We start from the raw sequence: 11,101 nt of genomic DNA on the forward strand, positions 1-11,101 counted from the left end.
GGCCGCGGACGGGACTAGGTTGCGGGCATGACGAGACACCCTGAGGAGTACCTGGCGTTCTGGCGCGAACGGCACCTGTGCACGCTGACCACGCTCCGGCCCGACGGCAGCCCGCACGTGGTGCCGGTCGGGGTGACGTACGACGCCGAGGCCGCGCTGGCCCGGATCATCACCAACGGCTCCAGCGCGAAGGTGCGGCATGTGCGCGCGGCCGGTCCGGAGGGCGCCCGGGTGGCGGTGTGCCAGGTGGACGGCCGGCGCTGGGCCACGCTGGAGGGGCGGGCGCGGGTGCGCACGGAGCCGGAGCGGGTCGCGGAGGCGGTACGGCGCTACGCCGAGCGCTACGAGCGGACACCGGGGCCGAATCCGGCGCGCGTGGTGATCGAGATCGAGGTGCGGCGGACGCTGGGGCACGGGTGACGGCACAGGCACAAGGGGCACCTGAACGAATATTTTCGGCCACCGTGCGAGCGCACCCATATCCTGATATGTCGCCACAAACGACAGCGGCGTCACCGTGTTCAGGTCACGGTGACGCCGCTGCGGGGGGAAGCACCTGAGCGATCTTTTACGACGGGGGAATCGCGTCAGGCACTGCGGGGGGTGGCCGAGATGGTTCGCAGATCGTGGTCCGTCGGCTCGGCAAGCCGGTGGTCACGCTGGTCCAGGTTCACAAAGATCATTCCGTACCGGATGGCACAGCGCACCGGCTGAGGGGCGCCGCGCGGCTTGCGCAGACACCGGTACGCCCGCACGTCCCCGTCCTCGTCCCGCGTCACGACGACCGGCTCACCGAACACGGTCACCATCAGCGAGTCACCACTGTGGGGGATGGCGGTGACCAGATCGATGAAGTGCCAGCCGGAGCGGTAGGCGGTGGCCATTTCGCGGCGGAAGGATCGGTCGTCGGGTGGAGTGGTCACGTCAGCTCCCGGCTCCATCGGTCGTCGAGGCAGGTCCATTGGTGTTGCCTTCGGCGGCGACAGTCGCCGCCGCGGCCGGCCACCCGGTGTTCGCCCGAACGTCCCCGTTCGCCTCGGACAAGCCGCTCCACGCGCTCGCGATCGCTATGGCGGAGAAAGCGGCTACAAGCACCGAGCGAAGCATTCTCTTGCGCATGTCCGGCTTCGTCCTCACTTGAAGGTCCCCTTTTCCCCCGTCAGGTACGACGATGGCTCATTCGGGCACGTCATGACCACACAATCGGTGCATCATGTTCCTGCATGTTCAGGACCCTGGGGGGTGGAGATTTGACAACGAATCGGGCGAAAGCGGCACATCCCCACGGCGTGGCCGACCTCTGTGAGGACGGACGTCGGATTTATGCCGCCGCTCTGCGTGCCGGCGGCGTCGCCCGCCCGGACGCCGCGGAAGCCCCCTGCCTGATGGAATTCGGCCTGCTCCAGCCGGATCCCGTCGACCCGGACTGGCTGCGACCGCTCCCCCCGGCGGTCGCCCTGGCCCACCGACTCGGCCCGATCGAGCGTGAGATCACGGAGCGCCGGCAGTTGTCGACGCGGCTCGCCGACGCCTTCGAGCCCTTCATGGCCCTCGGCGTGCAGACGATGACGGGCAGCGACTCGCTCACCATCCTGGAGGGTGGTGACCTCATCAACAATGCCCTCAATCTCGCGACCGCGCAGTGCCAGACCGAAGTACTCACGATCCAGCCGAGCGACCGCCTTCCCGAAAGCAGCCAGCGACGGGCACTGGAGCGGGACAGGCCGCTCATAGAACGCGGTGTCCGCATCCGCACCCTGTACCAGCACACAGCCCGGTACAGCCCTGAGAAGCTCGCGTACGCGGCACATCTCGCCGACGGCAAGGCAGAGTACCGGACCATCGACGAACTCGTGGAGCGGCTCATCATCTGCGACGAGACCGTTGCGTTCATCCCTGTCCGCGACGATCAGCAGGTCGCCCTGGAAGTGCGCCAGCCGGGCCTGGTCCGCTACCTGATCAAGGTCTTCGAGTTCATGTGGAGCCGCGCGGTCCCGCTCAGCGTGGGCGGCCCGTACGAAGTCGCCCCGGGCGGCATCACCGAGATCCAGCACTCCATCGCCAAACTCCTCGTCGAGGGCCACGTGGACGAGGCCATCGCGCGCCGTCTGGGCATGAACGTCCGCACCTGCCGCGCCCACATCGCCAAGCTCGCCCAGGCCCTCGGCAGCGGCAGCCGCGCCCAGCTCGGCTACCTCATAGCCCAGTCCGGCATCCTCGATCGGGAGCAATGACAGTTCGGTGAACATCCGCACCGCGCGGCTGCTCGGTCGTCTCATCGCACGGTCGGGGAGTCCCGCTCGGGAGTCGTGAGGGCCGGCGCGGCCCCGGGCGGGCCGGGGCGGTGGACGTGCAGGCCCACCTGGGCGATGCGGACGCCGAGTTGGGTGCGGCTGGCCGCGCCCAGGGTCTCCGACAGGCGGGCGATGTGGGCGCGGCAGGTGCGGACGCTGATGCCGAGGCGCTCGGCGATCACCGCGTCCTGGTGGCCCTCCGCCAGCAGCGCCGCGATCGACTGCTCGCGGTGGGAGATGCCCTCGATGCCGGTGTCGGGAAGCGGGGCCGTCAGGGGGATGGCGAGGCGCCAGAGGCGTTCGAAGACCGTCACCAGGTACTCCACCAGGGCCGGGTGGCGCAGCTCCAGGGCCATCGTGCGGTCGGCGTTGGCGGGGATGAAGGCCACCGTGCGGTCGAAGAGGATCAGCCGGTCGATCACCTCGTCCAGGGTGCGCGCCTCCACCGTGTCGCCCATCAGCTCCAGGTAGTTGAGCAGGCCCTGGCCGTGGCGGGCGACATGGGTGTAGAGGTCGCGCATGCGTACGCCCCGGCCGCGCAGCGCCAGGGCTCGGTGCAGGCCCTCCGTCAGCTCCGCCTCACGCCGGATGCCGCCCGGCTGCACGGTCAGCACCTCGGTCGTGCACGCCTCGGTCGCCTCGTCCATCGCGGCCTGGATCCGGGACAGGCCGTCCAGCACCCGGATCGCGCTGCCCTCGGCCGGTGCCGACAGCGCGTGCAGCCGGCGGCCGAGGCCGGCGTACCACTCGAAGGCGGCCACCGCGGAGCCCATCCGGCGCTGGCTCGCGCTGACCTCGTCGTAGACCCCGCGCAGCAGCCGGGTCATGACCTCCTGCGGGGAGGTCGGCACCAGCCAGTCCATGTCGTCGGGGTCCGGGTGCAGCAGGGCCAGCTCCAGCAGGCACGGCACCGTCTCGACGTCGGTGCGGGGCACCCGCCCGCGGCGCACGGCCCGGGAATACAACCGGTCGCCGGCCGCGCACAGTCGGTCGGCGCCGTGTGGATGCTCCTCCGCCCCGCGCCCGGCCATCACCCATTTCACCCCCGGTGTGCTGCCACTTCCGCAGCGCAACTATGCGCGGCGCCGACCGGGTCCGCAACACGGCTCGCCTCAACAGACCCACCGGAAAGGGGGGTTATGCCCGGATATCGACCGGGCTCCGCCGCGCGCCGTTGCAGGAAGCTGCGGCCTGCCCGCGCCCGGGCGCGGGCAGTTCCGCCCGGTCGCGGGCTACTTCAGGCCGATCGCCGCGCACGCCGCCTTGTACTTCGCCGTGCAGATGTCGCCCACCGTGTAGATGCCGTCCGCGACGACCGTCGCCTTGATGTTGCTCTTGGTCAGCGCGACCGGCTGGATGAGCTTGGCCGGGATGTTCTTGGTGGTGGGGCTGTCGGCCTTGTCCTGGGTGAGGGCGTCGAACTGGATGTCCTTGCCCTGGACCCTGGCGACGGCCATCTGGGCAGCGGCCTGGGCCTCGTCCGGGTACGACTTGTACACGCTCATGTACTGCTCGCCGGCCACGACCCGCTGCACGCCCTCGAGTGAGGCGTCCTGGCCGGTGATCGGGGGCAGGCTGGTGACGCCGGCCGCCTCCAAGGCCTTGATGACACCGCCGGCCATGTCGTCGTTGGCCGAGTAGACCGCGGCGATGTTGTGCTTGCCGATCTCGTTGATCGCCTTGGTCATGTTCGCCTCGGCGATCTCCGGCTTCCAGCCCGTCGTGTCGTACGACGCCGCGATGGTCACCTTGCCGTTCAGCTCGGAGAGCGCGCCCTCCTTGAACTGCTTGGCGTTCGGGTCGGTGGGCGAGCCGTTCATCATGACGATCTTCTCGGAGCTGTCGGCGTGCGAGCCGAGCGCCTCCAGGAGGGTACGGCCCTGCACCTCGCCGACCAGTTCATTGTCGAAGGAGACGTACGCGTCGATCGGGCCCTCGGCGAGCCGGTCGTAGGCGATGACCGGGATGCCCGCGTCCTTGGCCTTCTTCACCTCGTCGGCGATGCCGTGCGCGTCGACCGCGTCGAGCAGGATGACGGCGACCTTGTCGTCGATCATCTTCTGCATCTGCCCGGCCTGCTTGTCCGCGTTCGCGTCGGCGTTGGCGTACTCGACCTTGCCCCGGTTCTTGGTGAGCTGGGTGACCTGGGACCTGATGATGGGGTAGTCGAACTTGTCGTAGCGGGTGTTCGCCGTCTCCGGCAGCAGCAGGCCCACGGTGAGGTCGTCACCCTTGCTCGGGCTCGCGCTCGCGCCGCTCCCCGTCGCGTTCAGCATGCCGCAGCCGGCGAGCGAGACGGTCATCGTGGACGCGGCCACGGTTATGGCGATACGGCGCATGCGGGGGCTCACTTCGGGTGCGTTGCAGGTGTCTGAAAAGACAACGCGGAGGGCACACCCGGCGTCAAGAAGAACTACTTAACGAGTGCGCAACACCACGCTCCGCTGCGCCTGTGGAGGAGGAGCGCAATCGTCTTCAAACACCCTTTACGGGCTCTCCATCCAAGGGGAGTTCACGCGGAGGCAAAGAACGCGAAAGGGGCCGGGAGACCTCGCTGGTCTCCCGGCCCCTGCGCAGGCACCGCTCGTTTCCGGCCAGTTCAGTCGCGCTGCTGCCGCTTGGGCCGCCACACGACCAGCGCGCTGGTCTGCTGCACCTCCTGGTACGGCACGAGGTCACGGCGGTAGGAGGCGTGTACGGCGGCCTCGCGCTGCTGCATCGCGGCCGCTGCGCCGTCCAGGGCCGCCTGAAGCTCCGCGACGCGGGACTGCAGCGCGGCGACCTGGTTCTCCAGCTCGATGATGCGCTTGATCCCGGCCAGGTTGATGCCCTCGTCCTGCGACAACTGCTGCACCTGGCGGAGCAGTTCGATGTCACGGGCCGAGTAGCGCCGCCCCCGGCCGGCGGTCCGGTCCGGGGACACCAGGCCGAGCCGGTCGTACTGGCGCAGCGTCTGCGGGTGGAGTCCGGAGAGCTGGGCCGCCACCGAGATGACGTAGACCGGGGTCTCCTCGGTCAGTTCATACGGGTTACGTCGACGGCCGTCCATCTCTCTCTCAGTCTCCCTTCGCGGCCTCGAACAGCTCCGCCCGCGGATCGTCGCCCGCGGTCGCCTCGCGATACGCCTCCAGCGCGTCACGAGCCTTCCCCGTCACGTCCTTCGGGACACGCACCTCGACGGTGACCAGCAGATCACCCCGGGTGCCGTCCTTGCGGACCGCGCCCTTGCCCCGGGCGCGCATCGTGCGGCCGTTGGGGGTGCCGGGCGGGAGTTTCAGCGTGACGGGCGGGCCGCCGAGGGTCGGCACCCGCACCTCGCCGCCGAGGGCGGCCTCGGGATACGTGACGGGCACGGTGACCGTGAGGTTGTCGCCCTTGCGGCCGAACACCGGGTGCTCGCCGACGTGCACGACCACGTACAGGTCGCCCGCCGGTCCGCCCCGCTCGCCGGGCGCGCCCTTGCCGCGCAGCCGGATCCGCTGCCCGTCGGTGACACCCGCCGGGATGCGGACCTGCATGGTGCGCGAGGACTTCGCCCGGCCGCTGCCCTTGCAGTCCGGGCAGGGGTGCTCGGCGATCAGGCCGCGCCCCTTGCAGTCGGGGCAGGGGTCGGTCAGGGAGAAGCCGCCGCCCGAGCCCCGGGCCACCTGGCCGGTGCCGACGCAGGTCGGGCACACGCGCGGTGTGCCGTTCTTGTCGCCGGTGCCCGAGCAGGCCTTGCAGGGCGCCTGGGAGGACATCCGCAGCGGCACCGTGGCGCCCTCGATGGCCTCCGTGAAGCTCAGCGTGACCTCGGACTCGATGTCCTGGCCGCGCCGGGGCTGGGTGCGGGTGCCCGCGGCGCCGCCGCGGTTGAACAGCCCCCCGAAGACGTCACCGAGTCCGCCGCCGAAGCCTCCGCCCTGGGTGCCGCCCGCGCCTCCGAAGAGGTCGCCCAGGTCGAAGTTGAAGGAGCCGCCGGCGCCCGGCCCGGGGCGGAAGCCGCCGCTGCCGAACAGGGCGCGGGCGTCGTCGTACTCCTTGCGCTTCTTGGGGTCGCCGAGGATGTCGTTCGCCTCGGAGATCTCCTTGAAGCGCTCCTCCGCCTTGGCGTTGCCCTTGTTGGCGTCCGGGTGGAACTCGCGCGCGAGCTTGCGGTACGCCTTCTTGATCTCGGCCTCGGTGGCGTCCTTCGGGACGCCGAGGACCTTGTAGTAGTCCTTCTCGATGAAGTCCTTGGTACTCATCCCCGACGTCCCTCCTTCCTGCTCTCAGTGATGACGTCAGCCCTCCTCCGGGCCACCGCTCTCCTTGTCATCGGCGGCGGAGGCCTTCTTCGCCTCGGACGTGTCGTCCTCGGCGGCCTCGGTCTTGACGGTCTGCGCGCCGGGCTGCGGCTCGGCGACGGCCACCCGCGCGGGGCGGATGGTGCGCTCGCCGATGCGATACCCGGGCTGCAGGATCGCCACGCAGGTCGTCTCGGTGACGTCCGGCGCGTAACTGTGCATCAGGGCCTCGTGGATGGTCGGGTCGAAGGGCTCGCCCTCCTTGCCGAACTGCTGCAGGCCCATCTTCGCCGCGACGGTCTCCAGCGACTCGCCCACCGACTTGAAGCCGCCGACCAGCTCGCCGTGTTCCCGTGCGCGGCCGATGTCGTCGAGCACGGGCAGCAGCTCGGTCAGGAGGTTCGCGATGGCGATCTCCTTGACCGTGACCCGGTCCCGCTCGACCCGGCGGCGGTAGTTCTGGTACTCGGCCTGGAGGCGCTGGAGGTCGGCCGTGCGCTCGTTCAGCGCGGTGCGCACCTGGTCCAGCTGGGCCACCAGGCCCGCGTTCTCGGTTCCGTCCCCGGCCGGGGCCGCCCCCTTCTCGGGGGCGGCCTTCGACTCGGCGTCGTCGGGGGTCGCGCCGGAGGGGACGTCGGGCTTCTCCTCGAAGCCCGGGGTCTCCTCCGACATCACGCGGCACCCTTCGGCTTGTCCTCGTCCACGATCTCGGCGTCGACGACGTCGTCGTCGGCCTTGGCCTCACCGGCACCGCCGGCGGCACCCTGCGCGGCCTGGGCGTCGGCGTACATGGCCTGGCCCAGCTTCTGCGAGACGGCCGCGACCTTCTCGGTGGCGGTGCGGATCTCGGCGGTGTCCTCGCCCTTGAGCTTCTCCTTCAGCTCGGCGACGGCGGTCTCCACCTCGGTCTTGACCTCGCCCGGGACCTTGTCCTCGTTGTCCTTGAGGAACTTCTCGGTCTGGTAGACGAGCTGCTCGCCCTGGTTGCGGGTCTCGGCGGCCTCGCGGCGGCGGTGGTCCTCCTCCGCGTACTGCTCGGCCTCCTGGCGCATGCGGTCGACCTCGTCCTTCGGCAGCGAGGAGCCGCCGGTGACGGTCATCTTCTGCTCCTTGCCCGTGCCCAGGTCCTTGGCGGTCACGTGCATGATGCCGTTGGCGTCGATGTCGAAGGAGACCTCGATCTGCGGGACACCGCGCGGGGCCGGCGGCAGACCGGTCAGCTCGAACATGCCGAGCTTCTTGTTGTACGCCGCGATCTCGCGCTCGCCCTGGTAGACCTGGATCTGCACGGACGGCTGGTTGTCCTCCGCCGTCGTGAAGATCTCCGAGCGCTTGGTCGGGATCGTGGTGTTGCGCTCGATCAGCTTGGTCATGATGCCGCCCTTGGTCTCGATGCCGAGGGACAGCGGGGTGACGTCGAGGAGCAGGACGTCCTTGACCTCGCCCTTGAGGACACCGGCCTGGAGCGAGGCGCCGATGGCGACGACCTCGTCCGGGTTCACACCCTTGTTGGCCTCCTTGCCGCCGGTCAGCTCCTTGACCAGCTCGGCGACGGCGGGCATGCGGGTGGAGCCACCGACGAGCACGACGTGGTCGATGTCGTTGATGGAGATGCCGGCGTCCTTGATGACGTTGTGGAACGGCGTCTTGCAGCGCTCCAGCAGGTCGGCCGTCAGCTGCTGGAACTGGGCGCGGGTGAGCTTCTCGTCCAGGTGCAGCGGGCCCTCGGCGGACGCCGTGATGTACGGCAGGTTGATCGAGGTCTCGGTCGAGGAGGACAGCTCGATCTTCGCCTTCTCGGCAGCCTCGCGCAGACGCTGCAGAGCCATCTTGTCCTTGCTCAGGTCCACGCCGTGGCCGGACTGGAACTGCTTGACCAGGTAGTCGACGACGCGCTGGTCCCAGTCGTCACCGCCGAGGTGGTTGTCACCGTTGGTGGCCTTCACCTCGACGACGCCGTCGCCGATCTCCAGCAGGGACACGTCGAAGGTGCCACCGCCGAGGTCGAAGACGAGGATCGTCTGGTCGTCCTTGTCGAGGCCGTAGGCGAGGGCGGCGGCGGTCGGCTCGTTGACGATGCGCAGGACGTTCAGGCCCGCGATCTCGCCGGCCTCCTTGGTGGCCTGGCGCTCGGAGTCGTTGAAGTAGGCCGGGACGGTGATGACCGCGTCGGTCACCTTCTCGCCCAGGTAGGCCTCCGCGTCCCGCTTCAGCTTCTGCAGGATGAAGGCGGAGATCTGCTGCGGGTTGAAGTCCTTCCCGTCCAGCGCGATCTTCCAGTCGGTGCCCATGTGGCGCTTCACCGAGCGGATGGTCCGGTCCACGTTCGTGACCGCCTGGCGCTTGGCGACCTCGCCGACGAGCACCTCACCGTTCTTGGCGAAGGCGACGACGGACGGCGTGGTCCTGGCGCCCTCGGCGTTGGTGATGACGGTGGGCTCGCCGCCCTCCAGAACGCTGACGACGGAGTTAGTCGTGCCCAGGTCGATGCCGACCGCACGTGCCATGGTTGATTCCTCCAGCTGACTTGAGTGGAACGGACTCAAGTGTGCACGACTCCCTCCGCGGGGTCAACAGACCTGAGTCGGCACGACTCAAGTCTTATCCGCTCCTTACGCGCAACTGGCTCGTAACCTGGCCGCTGACCTGCATGGATTCCGTCCTCCGGGAGCGCTGGGCAGGGATGCGAAGGAGTACGACGACGGTCAGCAGCACCCCTCCGGCCACCCACAGGGCGGCCTCCTCCGCCGTCCACCCGGTGTGCACGAGCACCCCCACGAGCACCGTGGAGAAGGCGCCCGCGCCGAGCAGCACGACTGAGCCGGGCGTGGTGAGCCCGAGCCGCCGCAGCCGGTGCGCCAGATGGTCGGGGCCGCGCCGCAGCAGCGGGCGCCGGGCCAGCCGCCGCGCGAGCACGACGAGCAGGGCGTCTGCGGCGGCGACCGCCCCGAAGCACGCCAGTACGGCCGCGGTCGGCGCGAGCCCGTACCCCGCGCGCGTGAGGACGAGCGAGGCCGACAGCAGGAAGCCGGTGAAGAGCGCGCCGCAGGCGCCGAGTCCGATCCGCGCGGGGTGCCAGTTGTGCATCAGGAAGCCGGTGAGGGCGGCGGCCAGAACGCTCAGCACCACGGCGAGCCCGTCGAGCACCTCGGCGGCGGCACAGGCCCCGGCCCCGAAGGCGGTGACGACGCCGACGGTCCCCGCCAGTCCGTCCGCGTGGTCGAGCCCCTTGAAGGCGAGGGAGGCGGCGACGATCCAGCCGACGGCGAGGATCCCGCCCGGTACGCCCGTCTCGTCGTAGGGCACCACGAAGGCCGCCGCCACGGCCGTACCCACCACGAGCACGCGCGCGCGGAGCCGCCACACGTCGACGACCAGGCCCAGACCGGCGAGCGCGGCGGCCACGCCCAGCAGCCGGCCGACCCCCTCCCCGAGCGGGGCGATCCGGGTCCACTCGCCGGCCCAGGTGACGAGACAGGTGACGGTCACCACCGCGAGCCCGCCGAGCAGCGGCAGTCGGCGCTGCACCCGCCGGTCGACGATGCCCGCCCGCAGCGCGGGCCCCCGCAGCAGCGCCGCGAGCAAGGCGGTGAGCAGGAGCGCGGTGGTGGCGGCGGTGATCCCGTAGAGCACTGCTCCACGGTAGGGGCGAATGTAGCAATTCGGTATGAATAACACGATCCGATTGCCGCTCGGCGACCCAGATCACCCCGTGCTCTACTGCATCCCGACGGAAGATGGAGGTAGTCTCGGACGGACTCCATAAGTTACCGCTTAGTAATGTCGCCCAGCTAACTCAGGCCGCCTCAGGAGCCCCAATGCAACTCGCCGCGATCATCGTGTCGCTGGTCCTGATCGTGGTCGGCGTGGCACTGTTCGGCCGCGCCCTCCTCCAGATCTACCACTTCATGCGGATGGGCCAGCCGATTCCGGCCGGGACCCGGACCAACGACCCCGGACAGCGCACCCTCACGGTGGCCAGGGAGTTCGTCGGTCACACCCGGATGAACCGCTGGGGCGTCATCGGGGTGGCGCACTGGTTCGTGGCCATCGGCTTCTACACGCTGCTGCTGACGATCGTCAACGCCATCGGCCAGCTGTTCAAGGCCGACTGGGTGCTGCCGGTCATCGGCGACTGGGCGCCGTACAACATGTTCGTCGAGTTCATCGGCACCACGACCGTGCTCGGCATCGCGGTGCTGGTCGTGGTCCGCCAGCTGAGCAGGGCGGACAAGCCGGAGCGCAAGTCCCGCTTCGCGGGCTCCAACTGGGGCCAGGCGTACTTCGTCGAGACCGTCATCCTCATCGTCGGCGTCTGCATCTTCATGCTGCACGCCCTCGAAGGCGCCCAGCACCACGTCGACGGCTACGAGGCCTCCTTCTTCATCTCGTACCCGGTCGTGGCCTGGCTGAAGGGCATGGACGTCTCCACGCTCCAGAACCTCACCTACTTCTTCGCCGGCCTGAAGATCGCGACCTCCTTCATCTGGATGATCGTCGTCGCCCTGAAGACCGACATGGGTGTGGCCTGGCACCGCTTCC

General features: G+C 69.6%; 10 protein-coding genes and 1 pseudogene. 3 read left to right on the forward strand and 8 right to left on the reverse strand.

The window, feature by feature from the left end; translation table 11 throughout:
* Window positions 1-27 precede the first annotated feature (27 nt).
* Complete coding sequence (locus tag ACZ60X_RS26245) at window positions 28-420, forward strand: pyridoxamine 5'-phosphate oxidase family protein (protein ID WP_469603065.1); 393 nt, start codon at window positions 28-30, stop codon at window positions 418-420.
* 167 nt (window positions 421-587) lie between these two features.
* Here the strand turns inward: ACZ60X_RS26245 and ACZ60X_RS26250 are convergent, their stop codons facing one another.
* Window positions 588-923 (reverse strand): hypothetical protein, encoded by a 336-nt coding sequence (locus ACZ60X_RS26250; protein ID WP_469603068.1) that lies wholly within the window; start codon window positions 921-923, stop codon window positions 588-590.
* A gap of 300 nt (window positions 924-1,223) precedes the next feature.
* Between ACZ60X_RS26250 and ACZ60X_RS26255 the strand changes: the two genes are divergently transcribed.
* Entirely contained in the window at window positions 1,224-2,234 is a 1,011-nt protein-coding gene (locus tag ACZ60X_RS26255; protein WP_469603070.1) for a helix-turn-helix transcriptional regulator, read from the forward strand.
* A gap of 41 nt (window positions 2,235-2,275) precedes the next feature.
* On the opposite strand, the gene ACZ60X_RS26260 is transcribed toward ACZ60X_RS26255, so the two are convergent.
* The 7 genes from ACZ60X_RS26260 to ACZ60X_RS26290 all read right to left on the reverse strand — a co-directional run bounded on the left by ACZ60X_RS26260 (window position 2,276) and on the right by ACZ60X_RS26290 (window position 10,192).
* Window positions 2,276-3,325: a helix-turn-helix transcriptional regulator gene (locus ACZ60X_RS26260; protein ID WP_469603072.1), complete on the reverse strand. Its 1,050-nt coding sequence runs from the start codon at window positions 3,323-3,325 to the stop codon at window positions 2,276-2,278.
* A gap of 201 nt (window positions 3,326-3,526) precedes the next feature.
* Complete coding sequence (locus ACZ60X_RS26265; RefSeq protein ID WP_469603075.1) at window positions 3,527-4,633, reverse strand: sugar ABC transporter substrate-binding protein; 1,107 nt, start codon at window positions 4,631-4,633, stop codon at window positions 3,527-3,529.
* A 260-nt stretch (window positions 4,634-4,893) separates the two neighbouring features.
* Window positions 4,894-5,343, reverse strand: a complete 450-nt coding sequence (locus ACZ60X_RS26270) for a heat shock protein transcriptional repressor HspR (RefSeq protein WP_469603077.1) — start codon at window positions 5,341-5,343, stop codon at window positions 4,894-4,896.
* Window positions 5,344-5,350: 7 nt separating this feature from the next.
* Window positions 5,351-6,520 (reverse strand): molecular chaperone DnaJ, encoded by a 1,170-nt coding sequence (dnaJ, locus tag ACZ60X_RS26275; RefSeq protein ID WP_469603081.1) that lies wholly within the window; start codon window positions 6,518-6,520, stop codon window positions 5,351-5,353.
* A 36-nt stretch (window positions 6,521-6,556) separates the two neighbouring features.
* Entirely contained in the window at window positions 6,557-7,231 is a 675-nt protein-coding gene (gene grpE, locus ACZ60X_RS26280; RefSeq protein ID WP_469603084.1) for a nucleotide exchange factor GrpE, read from the reverse strand.
* On the reverse strand, window positions 7,231-9,066 hold the full coding sequence (gene dnaK / locus ACZ60X_RS26285) for a molecular chaperone DnaK (RefSeq protein WP_469603086.1): 1,836 nt from the start codon (window positions 9,064-9,066) through the stop codon (window positions 7,231-7,233). The genes grpE and dnaK overlap by 1 nt, the downstream gene beginning before the upstream one ends.
* Window positions 9,067-9,160: 94 nt before the next feature.
* Window positions 9,161-10,192, reverse strand: a complete 1,032-nt coding sequence (locus tag ACZ60X_RS26290) for an MraY family glycosyltransferase (RefSeq protein ID WP_469603089.1) — start codon at window positions 10,190-10,192, stop codon at window positions 9,161-9,163.
* Window positions 10,193-10,377: 185 nt separating this feature from the next.
* On the opposite strand from ACZ60X_RS26290, the pseudogene ACZ60X_RS26295 reads away from it, so the two are divergent.
* Window positions 10,378-11,101 (forward strand): annotated as a pseudogene (locus tag ACZ60X_RS26295) (Fe-S oxidoreductase); the annotation flags it as partial.

The organism is Streptomyces sp. NPDC104106 (assembly GCF_055584345.1).